Annotated in this window: 19 protein-coding genes; 3 read left to right on the top strand and 16 right to left on the bottom strand. The window is 41.6% G+C overall.

The features are described 5' to 3' along the window. Window positions 1-224: 224 nt before the first annotated feature. Genes BAU14_RS00320 through BAU14_RS00305 form a run of 4 tightly spaced genes read right to left on the bottom strand, consistent with a single transcriptional unit; the run spans window position 225 to window position 2,907 of the window. On the bottom strand, window positions 225-671 hold the full coding sequence (locus BAU14_RS00320; protein ID WP_161898100.1) for a PTS sugar transporter subunit IIA: 447 nt from the start codon (window positions 669-671) through the stop codon (window positions 225-227). Between the two features lie 15 nt (window positions 672-686). Beyond that, on the bottom strand, window positions 687-971 hold the full coding sequence (locus BAU14_RS00315; protein WP_161898099.1) for a PTS sugar transporter subunit IIB: 285 nt from the start codon (window positions 969-971) through the stop codon (window positions 687-689). Between the two features lie 23 nt (window positions 972-994). Beyond that, window positions 995-2,359, bottom strand: coding sequence for a PTS galactitol transporter subunit IIC (locus tag BAU14_RS00310; protein WP_161898098.1), 1,365 nt, complete (start codon window positions 2,357-2,359; stop codon window positions 995-997). A 23-nt stretch (window positions 2,360-2,382) separates the two neighbouring features. Then, a complete protein-coding gene (locus BAU14_RS00305; RefSeq protein ID WP_161898097.1) occupies window positions 2,383-2,907 on the bottom strand; it encodes an RpiB/LacA/LacB family sugar-phosphate isomerase in 525 nt (174 codons plus the stop codon). A 246-nt stretch (window positions 2,908-3,153) separates the two neighbouring features. Here BAU14_RS00305 and BAU14_RS00300 point away from each other — a divergent pair, with 246 nt between their 5' ends. Continuing rightward, complete coding sequence (locus BAU14_RS00300; protein WP_161898096.1) at window positions 3,154-3,906, top strand: DeoR/GlpR family DNA-binding transcription regulator; 753 nt, start codon at window positions 3,154-3,156, stop codon at window positions 3,904-3,906. 464 nt (window positions 3,907-4,370) lie between these two features. Here BAU14_RS00300 and hxlB read toward each other — a convergent pair whose 3' ends face one another. The 7 genes from hxlB to BAU14_RS00265 are packed head-to-tail and all read right to left on the bottom strand — an operon-like array spanning window position 4,371 to window position 10,216. Further along, the gene (gene hxlB, locus BAU14_RS00295; protein ID WP_161898095.1) at window positions 4,371-4,922 is read right to left on the bottom strand and encodes a 6-phospho-3-hexuloisomerase; all 552 of its coding nucleotides are present in this window, start codon (window positions 4,920-4,922) and stop codon (window positions 4,371-4,373) included. Window positions 4,923-4,933: 11 nt separating this feature from the next. After that, window positions 4,934-5,611, bottom strand: a complete 678-nt coding sequence (rpe, locus tag BAU14_RS00290; protein ID WP_161898094.1) for a ribulose-phosphate 3-epimerase — start codon at window positions 5,609-5,611, stop codon at window positions 4,934-4,936. 3 nt (window positions 5,612-5,614) lie between these two features. Continuing rightward, window positions 5,615-6,127 carry a YjbQ family protein gene (locus BAU14_RS00285; RefSeq protein ID WP_161898093.1) on the bottom strand — a complete coding sequence of 171 codons (513 nt, stop codon included), beginning with the start codon at window positions 6,125-6,127 and terminating at the stop codon, window positions 5,615-5,617. Then, window positions 6,128-6,415: a PTS sugar transporter subunit IIB gene (locus tag BAU14_RS00280; RefSeq protein ID WP_161898092.1), complete on the bottom strand. Its 288-nt coding sequence runs from the start codon at window positions 6,413-6,415 to the stop codon at window positions 6,128-6,130. A 23-nt stretch (window positions 6,416-6,438) separates the two neighbouring features. Continuing rightward, on the bottom strand, window positions 6,439-7,791 hold the full coding sequence (locus BAU14_RS00275; protein ID WP_161898091.1) for a PTS galactitol transporter subunit IIC: 1,353 nt from the start codon (window positions 7,789-7,791) through the stop codon (window positions 6,439-6,441). 24 nt (window positions 7,792-7,815) lie between these two features. Then, entirely contained in the window at window positions 7,816-8,271 is a 456-nt protein-coding gene (locus BAU14_RS00270; RefSeq protein WP_161898090.1) for a PTS sugar transporter subunit IIA, read from the bottom strand. A 1-nt stretch (window position 8,272) separates the two neighbouring features. Continuing rightward, window positions 8,273-10,216, bottom strand: a complete 1,944-nt coding sequence (locus BAU14_RS00265) for a BglG family transcription antiterminator (RefSeq protein WP_161898089.1) — start codon at window positions 10,214-10,216, stop codon at window positions 8,273-8,275. 992 nt (window positions 10,217-11,208) lie between these two features. On the opposite strand from BAU14_RS00265, the gene BAU14_RS00260 reads away from it, so the two are divergent. Beyond that, window positions 11,209-12,507 carry a S1C family serine protease gene (locus BAU14_RS00260; RefSeq protein WP_161898088.1) on the top strand — a complete coding sequence of 433 codons (1,299 nt, stop codon included), beginning with the start codon at window positions 11,209-11,211 and terminating at the stop codon, window positions 12,505-12,507. A gap of 242 nt (window positions 12,508-12,749) precedes the next feature. Here the strand turns inward: BAU14_RS00260 and ytpR are convergent, their stop codons facing one another. The 3 genes from ytpR to BAU14_RS00245 all read right to left on the bottom strand — a co-directional run bounded on the left by ytpR (window position 12,750) and on the right by BAU14_RS00245 (window position 14,414). Beyond that, window positions 12,750-13,364, bottom strand: coding sequence for a YtpR family tRNA-binding protein (ytpR, locus tag BAU14_RS00255; RefSeq protein WP_161898087.1), 615 nt, complete (start codon window positions 13,362-13,364; stop codon window positions 12,750-12,752). Between the two features lie 204 nt (window positions 13,365-13,568). Next, window positions 13,569-14,024, bottom strand: coding sequence for a universal stress protein (locus BAU14_RS00250; RefSeq protein WP_161898086.1), 456 nt, complete (start codon window positions 14,022-14,024; stop codon window positions 13,569-13,571). 42 nt (window positions 14,025-14,066) lie between these two features. After that, complete coding sequence (locus BAU14_RS00245) at window positions 14,067-14,414, bottom strand: thioredoxin family protein (RefSeq protein ID WP_420022067.1); 348 nt, start codon at window positions 14,412-14,414, stop codon at window positions 14,067-14,069. A 115-nt stretch (window positions 14,415-14,529) separates the two neighbouring features. Here BAU14_RS00245 and BAU14_RS00240 point away from each other — a divergent pair, with 115 nt between their 5' ends. Beyond that, window positions 14,530-15,054 carry a GNAT family N-acetyltransferase gene (locus tag BAU14_RS00240; protein WP_161898084.1) on the top strand — a complete coding sequence of 175 codons (525 nt, stop codon included), beginning with the start codon at window positions 14,530-14,532 and terminating at the stop codon, window positions 15,052-15,054. Between the two features lie 22 nt (window positions 15,055-15,076). On the opposite strand, the gene BAU14_RS00235 is transcribed toward BAU14_RS00240, so the two are convergent. Together BAU14_RS00235 and BAU14_RS00230 are read right to left on the bottom strand one after the other, a co-directional pair. Next, a complete protein-coding gene (locus BAU14_RS00235; RefSeq protein WP_161898083.1) occupies window positions 15,077-19,294 on the bottom strand; it encodes a prealbumin-like fold domain-containing protein in 4,218 nt (1,405 codons plus the stop codon). Beyond that, window positions 19,269-20,123 carry a class C sortase gene (locus BAU14_RS00230; RefSeq protein WP_161898082.1) on the bottom strand — a complete coding sequence of 285 codons (855 nt, stop codon included), beginning with the start codon at window positions 20,121-20,123 and terminating at the stop codon, window positions 19,269-19,271. Before BAU14_RS00230 ends, BAU14_RS00235 begins: the two co-directional genes overlap by 26 nt. Window positions 20,124-20,139 lie beyond the last annotated feature (16 nt).

Raw genomic sequence — 20,139 nt, 5'->3', positions numbered from 1 at the left:
CCCGCTGCAACAGAGTACTAGTGTTTTCAGAATCTGGAAAAAAGTGCACAACGTTAACTTCGCTTGATGAAATCCGGGGAAGCCAGCCTTTGAAATTTTTAGCAATAAAAAGCCGACGATCTTCCAATGATTATTAATGGAAGATCGTCGGCTTTTGGATTTCTCATTTGGTAGTGTTTGCTTTAGAGAATGGTGACTCAACTACTACCATACCTCGTTTTCATCTAAGACAACTTTTTCTTGACCAAGTCAGCAGCTTTGTCAGCCGGCAATGTTCTACAGGCCTCAATAAATTCAGTATCTTGAAACAAGCGGATTAGTTTTCGCAAAATAGTTAAATGGTTTTCCCCAGAGGCAAGAGCTAAGTTAAAAATCAGATGACAGTCAACTGTTAAGCTTTTATCCTCCATACGTCCAAATGTAATTGGACGCAGGGTTCGTACAACACTGATACTATCGTCATTGACAAAATTAGAATTTCCATGAGGCATCGCTACGCCTAGACCACCTTCTAACAGCAAGCCAGTAGGAAAATCGACTTCCCGATCAATGCATGCATCAATGTATTGAGGCTCGATCAACCCTTGTTTTATCAAGATATTGCCCGCAAAGCGGATTGCTTCATGGTATGTGGAGATATCCTCGCCGGCATCAGTAAAATTAATATTCACAGTTCTCACTTCCATTTACTTTACCAAAGCCCCTACTTGCTCTAAGATTTCATCTTCTCCAATGCCCGTCAGCAGACCTGCACCAACAATGACCGGAGTGCTAACCCCTGGATTATCAATCTTGGTTGAAGATACAATCAAGTCATAGCTGTTAAATCGATCCGTCGTGCAATCCATTAAAGAAGCTTTGTCTACGTCTGCATGCCACCCGTTTTCTTTTAAGAAATCTTGCAAAATTGAAACCATGATTGAAGATGACGCAATTCCATTACCACATACTACTAAGATTTTTTTATCCATTTTCAGTTCCTTCTCTCTTTAGATTAGATGACTGCATCTGTTTCGATTTGAGTACGTTCTTTCTTTTTCAACAAATAGCCGACTGAGATCAAAAGGGCGCCAATTAACAAATAGCCGAAGATTCCAACGTGACTGGCAGCTGCAAACAATCCGGTAAATGGATTTGCAGACGGATTGAGGGACGAATACATGACATTTTCCTGAGCACCCGCTCCGAATTTTTGGAACAATTCATTTGTCGCGGGAGTCATCCATGATGCAATATAGAGACCTCCACCAAACAAGATAACTGATGATAACCAAGTACGAATGATATTTCCCTTAAAGACCGGCACCATACATGCAATAAAGAAAACAAATTGTGATAAATCTCCAAGTGGCATCACACGGTTTCCTGGTAAAATGACTGCCAAAACAACCATCGCCGGAATCAGTAGTAGTGCGGATGAAATGACGGAAGGATTCCCAACGATTAGTGCGGTATCCATCCCAACCGTGATATCACGATTTGGAAAGCGTTTAACCAATTTTTTCCGTGCTGCATTTGAAAGTGGGACTAACCCTTCCATCATGATTGAGGTCATCTTAGGCAACAATAGCATTACAGCCGCAAGGTACATACCTAATTGTACACTAGAGATGATTGTACGATAAGGGCTGGCCCAATCATAACCCGTCAATCCTAACAATGTTCCTAACAAGAAGCCTACAATTGTTGGATCTCCCAGAACACCAAATCGTTTTTGAATTGTTTCTGCAGTTACATTTAAGTTCTTCAAACCTGGTATATGGTCAAACAACCAATTAAAAGGATAGGCAAATAGCAGATACGTATTGGCTACTGGGTGAGAAATCGAAACACCTTGAGGCAGGCCGAAGAATTTTTCATTGTTCTTAGCTCCTAAATCAGCTGCAATCAATGCCCAAACATGAAATAGACCTGCAGTCAAAACACCATATAGAAAGTTGCCTGAGTACACTGCTACGATTGCACCCATTGAGGCGTTCTGATGTAAATTGAATACGTCTACATTTACACAATCAGTGACTTTCAGTACCAATAGCAATAGATTTATTCCCACACACAAAGGAATAATAATTGCACCCATACTAGAACCGAATCCCATAACGGCTGTGGCAGCACCGCCAACATCAATCGCATCTAAGGATGAACCGGTTTTGCTCGCTAATCCGGTAATAGCAGGTTCCATCTTTTCCAACATAAACCCAATGACCATTGACAATGCAATAAAACCAATTCCAACTTTCATAGCAGATTGAATGGCTTCAGCTAATGGCCGCCCCAAAATCAACATAAAAACCAAAAAGATAACCGGGATAAAAATAAAATTACCTAAATCGTTAATAAATTGTGTAATGAATTCCATAATTTTTACTCCTCCTTAAGCTCTCAGTCAGGTCGAAACCCCATATTCCACGCAACGTGATCTGGTTTTTTCAATAACAAGTTGTCATTTTTCTCACATTCATGCAAATTCTTCTTCGAGTTTTCCCGTGCAGTTGCAAAATCAAACGGTTCATCATACCATGCATCAACAATCATCTTTGCATATTCCAAGCTATTGACTCGACAACCTAAACCAATAATCTGTACATTATTACTCAACCTAGCGCGTTTCGCAGAATACGGATTGGTAACTGCAGTTGCACGAATCCCCCAATGCTTATTGGCTTGACAAGTAAAACCAATTCCCGTTCCACAGATATAAATTCCTAAACGGCAGATATCCTTCTGAATTGTGATTGCCATTTCATCAGATAGAACTGCAGCTGTATTGACACCATCCTCCGGTTTTTGCACTGGATCATAGACAATTTCTGCATCCTTTTCTTCGATTAAATACTGTTTGATTGCTTCTTTCATTTCAAAGCCAAGGTCATCACAAGCAATTGCGATTTTAGTTTTGGGTTTCATATTTTCCACCTCTCTGCACCTGAATGCGTTTTCTTTACACCCCTATAATACTATTGGTTTTAATTGGTGTCAATAGGCTTTAGTTGCTTTTTTTGTATTTCATTAGTTTTTAACCAATTAAAACCAATAAAAAGTGCAAAATTCATGATTAATCCTTTATTTTGAAGCCTTTACATTGGTTTTAGTTGGTTTTACGAGTATAATTCTATTTATACTATAAAAGAGTTTTTACTGGAGTGAAATCAAATGTTGATGGAAGAACGCAGAGAGCTGATTATAGAAGAGCTCATTGCTAATGGAACCGTGCATGTCAGTGAATTAGCCGCAAAATACGAGGTCTCGTATGAAACGATTCGAAAGGACTTGGCTTATTTAGAAAAGAAAGGACACGCCATTAAAAGTCACGGTGGCGCCATTTTAAAACAAGCAACGATTGAGAATGCCTTTCAAGTCCGTGAAAAGGAAAATATTGATTCAAAAAGAAAGATTGCCCGGGCTGCGTTAGACCTGATTCCTGAGCAAAGCTCTTTAATCATCGGGACTGGCAGCTCAACGTTAGAACTCGCAAAATTGCTTTCTGATCAAGCGGGCTTTACAATTTTTACTGATTCTTTACCCGTAGCCAGTGTTCTGCTGCATTCCGACAATAAGGTATTTCTCTTTGGTGGCCAGCTGCGCGCCAAAAGTTCATCGCTTTTTGGGGGCTGGACTGCAAATCAGATTAAGCAAATTTCAGCAAATTTTTGTTTTTTGGGAACGGATGGCTTTAGTAATCTTTCTGGCCCTACTAGTCCTTCCTCTTCGGACGCTTATATCGACCAGATGATTCTTCAACAATCCGAAGTTCGCTATATTCTTGCGGATCATTCTAAATTCAACCGCAAAAGCCTGCATCAGATTTGTCGTTGGTCTGATATCACTGCTTTAATCACAAATAAAGAAGCCCATCCGAACGATGTTGAAAAGTTGCGTAAAGAGACTCAAGTGCTTCTATGTTAAGAAAGAACAAATCAGTCCGTGAAATAAAAAACAACTGGATCGTTTCAGGATACAAATAAGTCTCGAAAACGTGCCGTTAACCAATCCATTCCGAAAGGTAACGCACATTCACAGCTGGTTTATATTTTTATTTCTCGAACAATCAAAAAACAGATTTTAATCATCGAGAGAAAACAAAACCACTATTAGTACCTGCAAAAGACTAAAAAAGACTTCAGTTCCTAAAAAGGATGCTGAAGTCTTCTTTTACTTTCACTAATAATTTTTCATATTCTCCTAGCATTCAAGTGATGTCCCAAGTTTTATTCTAAAAATTGAGATCCCTAAAAAGTGGTATGAAGACTGATTACTCAGCTCCATACCACTTCAACGGGATACGATTATCTATTAACCGAAACACATGTTTTTACTTAGGGGGAATACTTGCTGGTGTCAACAAATTACTCACCCGTTTACCCGCATACTTATTCAAAGTCCGCATGACGGGCAAACATCGTTTCCGAAGTTTCTCCCAAATCATCCATCAAATAAAGAACCAAGCCATCAAACGTCAAAAAAGCCAGTTGTTCGAAGGCCGTTCCCATCGGTTGAGAAAAAGCGTCAGTGTTACTCTGCTCATCTTTGGTACTCCCAGGTAAGACGAGGGTTGTCGTTGCCAAATGGCCAATGGTAGACTCTGGTTTCATAGTGATTAATGCGATTTTGACATCGCTTTTAGCCGCTTTTTCAGCCAAACTCACCAAACTGCCGGTTTCTCCTGATCCTGAACAAATAATTAACAGATCTCCTGCTTGCGAATGGGGAGAAGAAATTTCTCCCACCAGACTGACGGAAAAACCCAAGTGCATCAGACGATTGGCAAACGCCTGAATGGCAATACCGGAGCGACCAGCCCCTGCCAAGAAAATGTGGCGGGCTTTTTTAATTGCCGCTACTAGAGCAGTCGTTTGTTCTACGTCAATCCGGCTCCCATTTGCCTTGAGCTCGGCTAATATTTGCAATGTATAGTTTTCCATCTTAACGCTCCTTATTTTGCTTTAGTCAAAGCAGTTTGCAAGGCCTTAATCTTTTCGCCCTCTTTACCAGATTCGCCAAAGATATACCCACCGGAAACAAACATTTCCGTCCCCACTTCTGCGCATTCCACAATTGTCTTGTCATCAATTTTGCCATCGACTTCAATAATATATTGATGATTATGCGTTTCACGGAATTGCTGGAGTTCCTTGATTTTTTCCTTTGTACTGGCGATAAAATCCTGTTTACCGGGAGTGCCCGGATTGATAGTCATCACCAATACAAGGTCAACTTCGGCAAGGACTGGTTGGATTGCTGAGACAGGCGTAGCCGGATTGATTGCTACACCAACTTTTTTCCCGGCTGCTTTGACTTGTTGAATGATGTGCATTCCTTGATCGGTAGCCTCTACGTGATAGGTAAGGGAGTCTGCCCCAACTTCCAAAAAACGTGCCACGACTTTTTCTGGTCGAGAAACCATTAAATGAACATCCAATAAACAGTCGGAGACCTCTTTTAATTCTTTGACGATGCTAGGTCCAGAAGCCAAATCCGGAACAAAACAACCATCCATCACATCAACGTGCAGCCAGTGAAGATTGGTCTGTTTCATGATTGCCAGTGTTTCTTCCAAGCGGCTGATTTTTGAACTGAATAGTGACGGCGCGATAATCCATTCATTTTTCAACAGTTATTCCCCCATCACTAAAATATTAATTGTTCGTTCTCGTTCTCGTAACCGATCCCAGTCGACAAAGTAGACTCGGCCCAATGAGCCGATTTGCAGCTCACCATTTTTTAGAATCAATGTTTGGGAATTCGTACCATAGATTGAAGCTTTTAGATGGGCATCCGTGTTCAACATCACCCATTTTTCAGCAGGATAGTTCGGATCACTTAAGGAGGTCCCAAACTTGATATGCTCTGGACCAGGACTGTGGTACTGTCCTTCAGTCGTCATCATCGGTGCGATTTTTTCCATCGCTTCATTGATATCCACATGCAGTAGATCATCGCCGAAATAATTCCGATCATGCATCGTTTCTTCATAGAAAAACGAGCAGGTAGTATGAGGCGTAGTAAGAACCATCACACCGTCTTTCACCCCTGCCTCTGCGGCGACAGCCAATAAGCTGTCCCGCAGATCATGATAAGAAGCTCGCCCCGCGACGGTTTGCAATTTTAGTTCATCGTGTTTAATCATTTAATTCAATTCCAGTCTGTCTTTTAGTGAACCGAAGAGCTGATCGGCTCCCACACCTGTCAAAAGTGGCAAGCCGTTGATTACTTTGGCTTTGACGGAGTCTGGAACGATCGTCGTGCTGACCACTGCATCATAGTCATCCATTTTATTCAATTCATCTGCAATTTTGGATTGATAGATTTTTACTTGGTCTGTCAGATTTTCTTCTGCCAACCATTTATTGATTTTTGAAACGGCGATAGTTGATGTTGCATGTCCAGCTCCACAAATAACTAATAATTTTTTCATGAGTAGTTCCCTCTTTCTTTTAATTATGCTGCTTCTGTAGTTACGATTTTATTCTTTTTAATCTTATTGTTGTATACCATACCTGCCAAAACGATAGCGCCAAAGCCGATGATGCCGATCACACCAATCTTCTCAGCTAAAAGGACGAACAAACCTGCCGGCCACAACCCGCTCAACAACATGGTTACCATTCCTGAAGTGCCTACATCAAAGTTTGCCAGTTTGAAGACATCGGTTACGATTGGTGCCAACCAAGTAGACATGTAGAAAGTCATCACCAGATACAAGGAACAACCTACCAACGAGCGAACGATGTTTCCTTTAAAGAATGGGATCATCAAGCAAATTGCAAAGGTGAAGAATGCCAAGTCCCCGAAAGGCAAGACTTGATTTCCTGGCAAGATCACTGCCAACAATAATGAGATAGGTACTAGTAGCAATGATGTAGACATGACTGTCGGATGACCCACTGTCAACGCAGCATCCATCCCGATATTTACGACACGACCATTGAGTTTTTTATCGGTAAATTCTTTGGCAGCTTCCGCGATAGGCAACAAACCTTCCATAAACATGGCTACCATTTTTGGCATAACTTTCATTACTGCGGCAGTCGTCATCCCCAACGTACCGATACCAGCTGCATCGTACCCTGCCAAAATTCCGACTACAATCCCAATCAATAACCCGATTACTACTGTATCTCCGAATACGCCAAACTTTTTAGTCAAGCTTTCCGCATCTGCATCAATTTTGTTAAAACCTGGAATCCGGTCAAAGACCCAGTTCAGTGGTTTGGCGAACAAGACCCCTGATAAAGCCATCATGTGTGTGATTGCAATCCCTGGATAGCCGAAAAATTCGCTGACTTCTTTTTGTGCAGCATCTGCCAAAAACCATTGGAGCATGACTGCTACGATAGCACCAATCAGACCAAACCAGAAGTTTCCGGTAACTGTTTGTACCAACATCCCCAAGAAGATCGGAAACCAGAAGTTCCAAATATCCACGTTCAGCGTCTTTGTCAGACCCAAGATAACTAGGATGAAATTCAGAATCAGCGAGATAGGAATCATCAAAATTCCCAAAGATGTTGAGTAAGCCAGCGGTCCGCCGACCCCAACGCCGATATCCAACACATTCAGCGAGGTGCCATATTTTTCACCCATTTGTTGAATGGCACTGCCTAAGCCGCTAGACAACAGATCCAATACCAAGCCAAGCCCGATATTACCAATTCCGACGGTGATCCCGGAAATGAACGCTTTACTAGGCTTCAAGCCAAAGAACAATCCGATTACAAAAATGATTACCGGTAAGAAAACTGTTGATCCCAATCCGATAAACCATTCAATCCCATTCATAAACATATCCATCTTCTTTTTCCCCCTCGATTGTAGTTACTGTACGCCTGACGCATTCAAAAGTGTCATCAATTCTGCCTGTGTCGTCAATTTTTGCAACTGTTGTACCTTGTCCTCATCTGTAAAAAGTGTCATTAAATTTTGTAATGTCTCTACCTGTTCATGAGGACTAGCCATTGCTAACATGAAGACCAATTTCACTTCAATCTCCCGACTTTTATCCGTCATGTCTTGAAAGACCACTGGTTCTTGTAACGAAGCAAAGCAGATTTGGGATTTGTTCACATGAGCTGAATCCGTATGGGGGATTGCAAATCCTACACCGTTGAATTCCAAGCCGGTGGGGTATTCCGCTTCCCGGCTAGTGATTCCTTCCAAATAGCTTTCTTTGACACAGCCTGCTTGATACAATTTTTGAAACATTTCTTCGAACAACTCTGTCTGACTTACAGGACTTATCTGAAACAACCCTAACTCTTGATCAAAAAACATGTCATGTTCCTCCATTATTAAAGATTTGCAATAGTGACGTTTTGTCGGTTATCTTAACTAACGCGTCGACCTTCTTCTTTTCATCAATAAACTGATATAATTCCTCAACTACTTCACGGATCTTCTGTAAATCAGCTTCCCCCAAGTTCACCATCACGATCAATTTGACATTGCCATCTCCCCAGTTGACAGGCTTAGCCAAGGTCACAAAATAAATATGTGAAACAATAATTGTAGCCGGATCCGCATGGGGCAATGCTACCCCACTATCCAAATTTGTATTGCCAATCTTCTCTCTGTCAAAAACCGATTTTCGGAAGTTCTTATTGACTAACTTTCTTCTTTCCAGTTCGCCAATTATCGCATCTAAGCAACTTTCTTTGTCATCATACTGGTTTTGTAAGCTGATCAGCTCCGTTGACAAATAGTTGCCCAAAATCTGAGAAGGTACTTTTTCAGAGAGCGAATGACTGATTTCAAAGGGCTCCCCTTGGATTAGATACTTGGTATAGGCCTCCATCAGCTTGATGTAATCCTGATTGTTGACCAGTGGTGTTACTTTCACAAAAGGAATTTTCGATTGGGGAATATCGATGGAGCTGATGATTAAATCGATATTCTCTTTGTCGCTTTTTTCGAACTTGTCAATTGTGGAAATCTCCACGTTATCATGAGCTGGAATAAATTTACGAACCTTTGAGTAGATGAATTGTGCCGAAGAGATTCCGTATTGACAAACAATAATGATGTTGTTCGTCTTGGATTGGCGCTCCAAAGCAATCTGAAAATGAATGAGAATTAGTGAAATCTCATCGTCATTTAAGATTACATCATACTCCTGTTCCAAAATGACTAGTGCATACCAGACGATGCTGAATAATTCAGAATACTGGTCACGAATACTGGATAGCAGCGGATTTTCAATCTTTATTCCCTTTTTCAAACGTAGAATCATCGCCGGAATATGGTAAAGTAGCGAATTAAACAACCGCTGATCACTTGTCAGATCAATTTTTTCAATGGCACTCATGCGAGCAATCAATCGTTGAACAATTTCTGCATAAGAATCATCGCCGCTTTTCAAATCAGTAGTGACACGATGGGCAAACAATTGCCGCGATAGATACTCCTTATCTGCTTCTTCAAAAACGATGTCCAGTGTTTTGCCAAGCTTTTCTGCCAGTTCATTGGCCACCACATAGGCCTCCATGTACCGGATACTGCTGAAGAGGTAATCTTCTTCAGTGGGTAAATGTTTGGCCAACTCAAGGCGCCGGCATTGAATCAACACGCTCATAATCAGCGATTGGATGTAGTACTCTGAAACTTCCTCGGTCAATTCTTTGAAATCTGTAAGTAAGAAATCAAAGACCGGAGCAATCAATGCTTCATCAAAGAAATGACTCATCTTTTTGCGAAAGGACCGATCTTCCAGAACATTCAGGAAATAGCTGACCAACTGATTGGCGGCATTTTGGATTTCAGACTCTTTTCCCAAAATTTTTAAGCCGTCATTGTTTGACTGAATTTCACTGTTGGTTCGAGCGATGATCTGATTTAAAAGCTTCAAATCACCATAAAGTGATGTTTTGCTGACTAAGAAGAGCTCTGAAAGTTGATCTAACGTCGGAACTTCTTCTTCAAAACAGACTTTTTTAATGATTTCAATCCGGCGATTGACTGGAGAAAAAGCGTCTTGTGACAACTCATTTTCCAATTCAATCATGAAATTCAGCTTCGCCTCATGTTCTCCAGAAATTCGAATCCCTACGGAAGGTAATCTTTCAATAGAGATATCATAGGGCTTCATAAGCAGATTCAACATTTCCAGATCTTGAAACACCGTCTTAGTCGAAACAGACAACTGTTTACTGTAAAAAGAAGCCGGTAAAAATGTATCATGTTCAATCAGCAAGCGCGCAAGTTTGATTTGCCGTTCGTTCATGGTAGTCACCTTTCTGTTAGCTAACGTTCTTCTTTACATACAAATTGTAGCACGGCATGAAAGCCCTCACAATTACATAAGGTTCCATAATCAATGTGGAACTTTCCCGACACCAGGAAAAATTACAACTTGTTTATTAAGAATATCAGCTATGTCAATTATCAAAAACATAAAAATTACAACGGAATTTTATTCTTTTTTCGGAAAAAGGTAAAATTAACTGATTTGTGGTCACCTCCTTTATAAGGCATCACAAATCAGATGTGCAATAGGGTGCTTTTTGGCTGCAAAAACTCCGTATTTTACTCTATCGTCGCATCCTCAGAAGAGTTTTCCTCAGCTGTGAATAACTGGATTGCAGTTTGTCACAAGGATTATCCACACAGTTTTCTTTTCGACTACAGTTCTATTGAAAAAAGTTGTTTTTCTGGCGCTATTTTCTATACGAACAATAGTTCTCCACAGAATTGTACACATTATTCACAACCTGTGGATAAGTTTGTGGATACTTTTCCCCAAGACCGAGTCTTTCTCTGAAGGCTGCCACAGAAATACCTGCTCGTGAAGTGCTGTTTTCCAATAAATTTGCCGGATCTTTTGCTGCGGAAAACATTTAGCTTCTATAGTAGTAGAAAGTAATAGAATTAAATTAGCTGAGCTGTGCAAATCTATTTTCCAATGCTCTTATTCTCTCGAATTAGCGGCTGCAACCAACAATCTCTGATTGATAAATCTCCTACAGTAAGAAAAACAGACATTCTCTTATCAAATTTATGGAAGCGCCGGGCAATTTTTCACGATTCACTATGATTTTAGCCACGGTTCGTTCATATTTTTTTCAAAGTCTCTCGTTAGACTAAAAGCAGGATTTGAGACTATACTTATATCATAGCAATCATTCCTGAATAAAGTCTTGAAGAATAATGAAGTTCCCCCTTTTTTGTTGGTCTATCGATCATAAAAGAGGGCGAATATCTGAGGAGGAAATCATAATGGAACAACGAAACAAAAATAACGGCGGCGGGACCGCTAAAAAGTTTTTAACTGGTCTGCTGGGTGGGGTCGTTGGCGGCTTTCTGGTAATTGGTGGCTTCTATCTGGCCAATGGTTCCGGCTTAGCTCCGGCAACCAGCAACAACGCCAATTCTAGCAGCAACACATCGGATACAAAAACAACGCAAGTTTCAAATGTCAAAGTCGACGTCGATTCCGATATCACCAAGGCTGTAGAAAAAGTTCAAGGAGCGGTGGTTTCTGTTATTAATTTGCAACGGCAACAACAGTCCAGCAGCAATCCTTGGGGGGATATGTTTGGACAGTCTCAAGATGAAAATACGCAGGGATCTAGTGATTCTGAAGACAGCGACTTGGTAGAAGCAAGTGAAGGCTCTGGTGTCATCTACAAAAAAGATGGTAAAGATGCCTATGTTGTCACTAACAATCACGTAGTTGAAGGCTCCAATGGCTTGGAAGTTGTCATGAAAGACGGCACTAAAGTCAAAGGCGAATTGGTTGGAACTGACTCAGTGACTGACTTGGCTGTTATCAAAATCTCTTCTGACGATGTTAAAGATGTGGCAACTTTTGGTGATTCCAATGCCTTGAAAGTTGGCGAACCTGCGATTGCGATTGGTTCTCCTTTAGGCTCTCAATATGCAAACTCCGTCACCTCTGGGATCATTTCCTCAGTCAACCGGCCAATTGCCGATAGCAGCACCGGCGTAAATATCAGCGCCATTCAAACAGATGCGGCTATCAATCCAGGGAACTCTGGCGGGCCATTGGTAAACGTATCTGGTCAAGTCGTCGGAATCAACTCCAGCAAGATTGCAACAACTCAGACTGAAAGCTCTAATATCTCGGTTGAAGGGATGGGTTTTGCGATTCCTAGTAACGATGTCGTAAAAATCATCAACCAACTGGAAAAAGACGGCAAAGTAACACGTCCGGCATTGGGCATCAACATGGTGGACTTGAGCTCAGTGACTTCCCAACAACAAGAACAGATTTTGGGTGTTCCTGCTACTGTTAAGAGCGGCGTTGTGATTACTAATGTTGTAACTGCAACACCTGCTGAAAAAGCTGGTTTGAAACAATACGATGTCATCACAAAAGTCGACGACAAAGAAATCACCAGCACGACTGATTTGCAGTCTGTCTTGTACACCAAGAATGTCGGTGACAGCATCACTGTGACTTACTACCGCGGGGACAAAGAAGAAACCGCCAAAGTTGAATTGACAATCGACAGCACTGTCTTGCAACAACAAAACTCAAATAGTAACCGTTAGCTAAAACTTATTTGGTAATTGAATACTACTCCAACTATAAAAAAGTACCGCTCACTGTCTGGATCTTGACAATGAGTGGTACTTTTTGCTATCTTGCACGGAATTGACATTGGTACAATATATCTCCACTATCTTCAACGGATCTGACTGCCAGCTTTTGTCTTAACTCCTGTGTCACTCCTTCAGTTGCACAAAAAACTCCTCTAGAATCAATATATTAAATTCCAGAGAAGCCTCATTTTCTATTTTCCTACCGCAAAAGCTTCCCCTACTGTCGCTTCTTGCGGCAATACCAAGATTCCTTTTTTCTCAGGTGCATTTGGCAAATGCAGCTCGCGTGCTGAACAAATCATGCCATAACTTTCCACACCTCGTAAAACTCCCGGCCAAATCAGCATTCCATCAGGCATCATTGCCCCTGGCTTTGCGACAACGACTTTTTGCCCAGCCGCAATGTTCGGTGCACCACAGACGATCTGCAGCACTTCGCCATTATCTACTTCCGTCTCCGTCACATGAAGATGATCACTGTCAGGATGCTCCACACAAGTTTTCACATACCCGACAACAAATTTTGAAGATTCATTTGTTGGTAGCACAGCTTCGTGAAAACCAGATAAGTGCAATTGTTGATTAAGAACTTCAATTTGTTCTGGAGTTGGATAAATTTGTCCCTCATCAGTAATCGTTAAGTACTCTGAAAGATGAAAGAAATTATATCCCACAACTGTTCCTTTACTATTTTTAATTTCTGCGATATTGAATTTACGTTCAACGGTTTGATCCAATCCTTGATCATCAGCAGTGACAACGATTAGCGTATCACCTACGTGTTTGGGATTGTATGAATAGATCATGATGATGACCCTCCTGAATTATTCTTTCACGAGGCAGCTTTTTCACTGGCCTCTTATGTTATTGAAAATCACACAACTTGTATCATATCAGAAAAAGCTGGCAAGTTCATCTCAAAAAAACAACCCGCAAGATTTCTTTAAAAAGCGAGAATCCTGCGGGCACTTTGGCTGCGAACTAATGGGGATTAACGATTGTCCCAACACTTATTTTTGTTGATAAGTCACTACTAGTACATCGCAAGGCGCTTGTCGAATCACATAGCTAGCGACACTGCCGGTCATAAATCGCTCGACAGCATTCAAGCCTGATTGTCCAACCATGACTAGATCAATGCCATACTTCTTCGGTAGCTGGTGCGCCATTGCTTCTTTGGCTGAACCATAGGCAATAACCCCCTCAATATCGGAAAAATCATGGTCACGACCGTATTTTTTACATTCTTCGATTAACTTTTTGGCACTTTCGGTTTCTTGATCAATGATATTTTGGTTAAGTCCACTGTAGCCCATGATAGCTGTAATCTGCTGATCAATGACGTTGGCGACATAGACTTTCCCCGCATTTCGCCGAGCCACTTCTACAGCTTTTTCGAAAGCCTGCTGTCCCTGTTCTGACCCGTCAATTCCCACTAAAATATTACGATATTGCTGTGACTCCATTGTACCTGCTCCTTTCTATAACGAACTGTCGGATGTCCCAGTCTAGGCATTTGCCGGCAAACTTTTCAAAAATGCTTCAATTTCTTCTTTTGTTTTACGGTCTTTGTTCACCAGACGCCCCAATTCTTTGCCATCCTCGGTAACGACAAAGCTGGGAATACCAAAAATGCTCCATTCAGCTGCCACGTCGATATACTTGTCACGATCGACTTCGATAAACGTAAATTCGGGGAAATCAGCTGCAATCTCTGGCATAAATGGTTTGATAAAATGACAGTCCCCACACCATCCTGCAGTGAAGAAAAAGACATTCCGGCCTTTATTCACATAGCCTGCCAACTCTTCCAAACTATTCGGTATAATCATATATTTTCCTACTTTCTCCTGTATTCTAACTCGATTATACACCTTTTTTTCTGGGAGACAAAAGACCGGCATGATATACTCAGAACGTTGGGCATCATGTAATCACCAATAAAATAAAAAAACAGCGGAGGCAATACTCATGACCTATCGAGAAAAGAACCTACAGATTCGCCCTATCAATGAAGCAGATTGTACTTTATTTCCAAAGTTATTTGCAGAACAGGGCTGGACAAAGCCATCCGAGCTCTTTGAAAAATATTTGCAGGAACAAACAGAAAAGACCCGCTACGTCCGTGTAGCCGAAGTAAATGGCGTCCCTTGCGGCTATGTAACCTTAGTTCCTTTAGCTGCAGAAGGCCCTTTTCGCGCTGTCTTGCCAGAAGTAGTGGACTTCAACGTACTGGAAGCCTATCAAGAACACGGCATTGGTAGCGCACTTTTTGATGCGGTGGAAACTTTGGCAGTCACTGCCTTAGCAGCAGATAAGCTTTCATTAGGTGTTGGCCTTCACGCCGGTTACGGCCCTGCCCAGCGAATGTATGTCAAACGCGGCTTCATTCCTGATGGTAGTGGCGTATGGTATCAAAACCAGCCCGCCATCCCTTACAGCGAGTGCTGCAACGATGACGAGCTGGTATTGTATATGGTGAAGGAATTGCAGTAAGAGGACGCATCCTCCTTTAAACTCAACTGTCAAACGGGCGCCTTTTCTTTGGAAGCAGTAGTAAGAAACCAACGCCTAACGCACCAATTCCGAAGATAGTGATCAAAATCCGCGCTATTCCGGCACCTGATCTTGGCAAATCATAACTACGAAAATTCGGAAGATAGTATTGATGCTGCTGTCCAGCTTCCTCAATTCCAAAGGCAGGTGGTGAATCAACAGCCGTAATTGTCAATGGGTTTTCTCCTGCTTCGACTGTCAAATCCACCTGTAGTATCCAGTAGCCATCCGGTAGCTGGTAACCAGGAGCAGTCTTAGTTTCGACCAGTAAGTAATTGCCGTGTTGCAGCTCTGTCGTTATCAAGCCTTTATCGATACCCGCCGCCTCGCTGATCAACATTTTAACTGGCTGCTCTTTCCAATAACGATCAGGTGAATCCAGACGATAGTTGGCACCTGGTCCCTCCATCACTAATTGTTTACCAAATTTTCCTTCATATAGTGCAAACTCAACTTCCCCCAGTTTTTCTTTGTCTTGCCCTTCTTTAATGAAAGAGAAATCAAAGCGTTTTTCTGGACTTTGTTGATTAACAATAGCGTAGCTTCCCGTCTTATTTAAAGGATCGTCTGGTGCTAAGAGTCCAGGGTACTTATCCGATTCTGGATTGCATTGAATATACTTAGAAGTGCCCACATCCCAGTAATAGTAAAAAATACTATTAATCATATAACCATTCGCATCAATACCAGTGAATACAAGCCAGAAATCTTCTGGATCAAATTGATAGCCTGGATAAGACTTGGTTTCTATCAAAGCATACGTTTCTCGTTGGGTCAGAGCCTCAATGGGAATTCGACCATCTTCCTCCGTGATAGAGCTGCTTTCGAGTTCCCATCTCTCACTGTCATTAAAATTTGCATTACAAAAATCATAGCCATCTTCATAAATAAATTTATAAATATCAAACTCCACTTGCTGATTGGGATTATTTGGATCTGAAGCCATGATATCGCCATCTTCATTTACTTTATAAATATCGATAGCGCTTTCGTTAGGTTTATTCCACAGCTTATCCTGCCCATCATCTAACCCCTTAGCTCCTCCAACCCCTTCAACAGAACCGAGTTCACCAATCTCTGCCCCATTATTTCCATTCCCAGACCAGATCACCCACCAACCATTGCTCGGGAGCTCAAACCCATCATAAGTCGCTGTTTCTACGAGTGCATAAACAAGCGAATAATCATGCGGCTCAATTCGCTCTGAAAGAGGTAGATTTATTCTCAAGCGACCTTTTGAATCTGTCTTTATAGGATTCAAAGACGCACCATATATATCTTCCTCCACTAACTTCCAGATAGACTCTCCCCCAACTTCTTTCGGGCCTTTGTCAGTTGGACTAGGATCTTTCCCCCAAATTCCAGTATATAGATAGACTTGGAAACTAACTTCTTGACCTTCTCCTAAAGGAACACCATTCTTATCCACAGACGGCATCGGCTGGCCAGCTGTGTCCACTTTCGTAACAGTAAATGGAATTGCTTCTGCATCCCTTGTGTAATAGAGTTTTAAAACAAGTTGGCCGTTTTCATTGTATGGCTTATTTTTATCAGTTATAGGGGTAATTTCTCCCTCAACCTTTTCAAGAGACGGAATCGATACATAACGATAGCCCACCATGCCTTCTCTTGGTGTTGCTGTGATAGTCTCACCAATCGGTAGTCGAAGCCTGCCATCTAGATTATCCACAACAGAATGCAATTCGTAATCATTCGGATTTGTGCTAGAATCCGGTCTATTTTCCTTCAGCAAATAATGTTCAATCACATAAGGCGCGGTCGGTACAGGATAATTATCCACAAATAATGGCTTTCCTTTTGAGACTAAATCAATTTCATAAGGAATTGTCACCACTAACTTGTTTTCTTCATCAAAATAAGTCGACTTGCGCTGATCGTATCCCGGTGGATAAAGGTAGCGGTCCTCTCCAGAAGCCACTTCTTCTTGATATTCCACAAACCGGTACGTTCCTGCTGGCAAGCCTGACACATAAATAGCCCCACTATACTCTTGTCCCAACACATTGACTTTTCCGGTTGTATAGAGTTCCCCAGTATCGCTTTTGTAATTTTTCCATTTTCCATCAGCAGGCAGCTCTTGTAAGTAAAATTTGACGCCATCCATCTCTTTGTTGGTTTCACCATCAAATTTTATCAACATGATACTGTTTGGCTCAACTTCGATTTTTCCATAAGCATCTGACATTGATCCTTCAGCCTTATGTTGGTATGGCGGATTGGTCGATTCCAACTGCTGCTTAGCATTTTCAAAATAAAAGAATGCGGTATTGGATTTTGGCTGCGAAAGGTCTTGATCTGGTCGATAGCGTAGATTCATGGATATGTTGAAAGACACCACCTGACCACCAATCACATTACTGTCACCATACGTTAAGGTAAAATAATCTTCCAATAACTTCCGGTCTTCCTCGCCGTAAAACCCATTTTGGATACAGTAATCCGCACTATCTATCGCAAATTGAGAAACTTTCACTTCAGTTTCTTCTAATATTGCACCTCCTTCTCGTGCAATAGCCCATGCCTTACTTGGCTCGTCAATGGTTAAATCTGAGTATTTGATTCTTCTTGTTCCGTCTCCCTTATCTTCACCAATATCACCAAAATTGATCATTACAGTTCGCTGATCCCAATTCGTTTTTGAATCTTTTTCAACATAAATACCATATTGATAAGGATCAGCTTTGATTCGTTCTCTAAAAGATTCTTTAGACTCCTCAGCAGTTTGTTCTATCAAGCGAAATGATGTTTCCATCGACGGATTCAATATTTCTTCGTTTCCACCTGAAACATGGTAGATTGGTCCCGTCCCATAATCTTTAAGTAAAAAGGCCTCAAATGCCCGATTTCGATGAACAAGTCCCCCCGATTGACTCATCAAATTTTCTTGTGTTAATCCAATAGGAATATGGGTCATAGCGGAAATCGTTAAATACTCCAATACAACACCAGCTTCCAGTTCGTCCTCTACATAAGTTCCTGGGACATCAGTAAAGTTTTCCCCCCACTTGTATCCGTGCTCCTCGCCATCAAGATAAAAAGCATACTCTGGATTCGCTACATAGTCGGCAACATCACCAGCCAATTCTATAGGTGAGCTGCGACCTACCCCAATATCAAAAATAATGTTAGACTTCCCCGAACTAGGGACATATTTATAATCATCTCCAAGGTTTACAATGTTACTTAGTTGATCGAACTTGATTCGCTGAACTATACTGCCAAATTCAACATCTTGGATTCCCCCTTTCAAGGTTTGATTTTTAAGTCCATTGGAAGGCAAGGTAAAGTCCACACCGGTCAACTCCCTGATGTTATACTCTTCGATACCCTCAGCAAATTCCACTGAAATGCCATATCTGCCTCTTGGAGAACCATCATCAATCCACACAACTTTCCATTCCCCAATCTCAATTGAGTCGCCAATACTTGGGCCATTTTCATCTTTTTCGTGGTAAGTAAGTGGATTAGAGTCTTGACTGGGAACAGCTGACCAAAAGCCCCATTCAGTATTTTCGGGCAATGAAATCAGAAAAGAATCCCCGCCTGTAAGGAAATTTTCATCTTCCCCGCTTTGAGGCAATGAAAGATTCCATGTAAAACGAAAATAATAGGAGGTATCAATTTTTGCCGCATTGGTTGCTGACAAAGGGCGGTCTGGACTCTCTTCATAAATCAGCCAGTCTAAAACATTTACATATTCCCTAAGACCCCAATTGACTACCTTTGAAGAAGCATCAGCTAATACTTGGTTATCTTTCTTCATATCTTTAAAAAATGAATTCATGCTATCTTCCGTTTTGCTGCTTATTACTTCCGCGCTGTCGTCAAGAGTTTGAAGATCGTTACGCTTGTCGGTCTCGCCATTTGTTGAAAAAGTATCGCTTTTTTGTGGTTCATACTCATCGACTTTGCTTGCTTCTTTCATCAGTTCAGAAGCAGGTTCCATCTGTGCTTTTTCCAAATGCCTCTCATCGGTAGTCAGTGCAAGATCACCTGATAAATCTGGTGTGCTCCTTGTGGTAATTTCCTGTGTGTCCGCACTCACGTTTTGACTAGATAGCACTCCCGATGCCAGCAGTGGCAAGATCAAAGAAAGCACCAAAAAGATTCGTAAGCATTTATAATTTTTTTGCTTACGCACTACTTTTTTTAGTTTCATTTGAACCCCTCCCTATACTACGATTCTGCCTAATCCTCCATAAAATCAACAACAACATAACTCCGGCTGTGGCAGCAGCAATTTTCAGCAGCAGAATTTCTTCGGCTGTTAGGGATTTTTGGGATTGGATAGCTTCTTTTTCTTTTGGACTGTATGGTACCCTGATTCCTCGCACCAACAAACGGTGGCTGTTGACACTATACGGGGTACAAGTAAGCAAAGTCACATGATCTTCGCCGGGGATCACTTTCAGGTCCTCGGTATACTTGGGTTCAATCACTTTGATCTGATCGATTTGATAGGCCATAGTCTCTCCTAAAACTTGAAGGTAGAACATATCCCTCAGCTCCAGATCTATCAGATTCGTAAAAATTTTGGCGTGAGATAAGCCTGTGTGGCCTGTAATCACTGCATGACTAGACTCGCCACCGACAGGTAACGTAGACCCTTCCATATGTCCTGCAGTTTTCTTCAGAACTTGTTCAGAGGTTCCGTGAAGAATCGTCAATTTTACATTGATTTTGGGAATTTCCAAAACGCCCATCATCCCGTCAACATTCAAAACTTTATAATAATTATCCGGCATTGCTACCCCAGATCCCGGTACAAATGGATCATGGACGGGCCTCCCAGTCAAATTCTCGTTATAGACCTGAGCTTCCTTCAAAGCCGCCACTCTTTTTTCCTCTGTCAACTGTTGAACTTTTTCTTGATAGCCTTCCGCAACATAGGAACTATTTTTTTCATTAAAGTAACTACTGACATGAGGATAAGCCAGAATAGCGATTCCCACGAGAAGCGCCAATGCGCCGATAAGTATCCGCCGCATTGCTTCCCCTCCTTTT

The sequence above is a fragment of the Candidatus Enterococcus leclercqii genome, assembly GCF_009933135.1.
GTDB lineage: Bacteria > Bacillota > Bacilli > Lactobacillales > Enterococcaceae > Enterococcus_C > Enterococcus_C leclercqii.
Note: the sequence above shows the minus strand (reverse complement) of the source record. Positions and strands in the feature narration are given on the sequence as shown.